This window comes from Paenibacillus farraposensis (genome assembly GCF_020736845.1).
Classification (GTDB): Bacteria; Bacillota; Bacilli; order Paenibacillales; family Paenibacillaceae; genus Paenibacillus; species Paenibacillus farraposensis.
Genome location: NZ_JAFFQR010000026.1, coordinates 1 through 238 on the forward strand (window position 1 = coordinate 1; position 238 = coordinate 238).

Below are 238 nucleotides of genomic sequence, written 5' to 3' on the forward strand. Positions count from 1 at the left end.
CTGACGGGATTCGAACCCGCGATCTCCTGCGTGACAGGCAGGCATGTTAGGCCTCTACACCATAGTTACATAAAAATTTAATTGGTTGCGGGGGCAGGATTTGAACCTGCGACCTTCGGGTTATGAGCCCGACGAGCTACCGAACTGCTCCACCCCGCGATATAAAATATGGTGGAGGCTGAGGGGATCGAACCCCCGACCCTCTGCTTGTAAGGCAGATGCTCTCCCAGCTGAGCTA

Annotated in this window: 2 tRNA genes; both read right to left on the reverse strand. The window is 54.6% G+C overall.

What is annotated here, in order from left to right:
• Positions 1-2: 2 nt before the first annotated feature.
• A tRNA-Asp gene (locus JO375_RS05280) sits at positions 3-61 on the reverse strand.
• 21 nt (positions 62-82) lie between these two features.
• Positions 83-159 (reverse strand) — tRNA-Met (locus JO375_RS05285).
• Positions 160-238 lie beyond the last annotated feature (79 nt).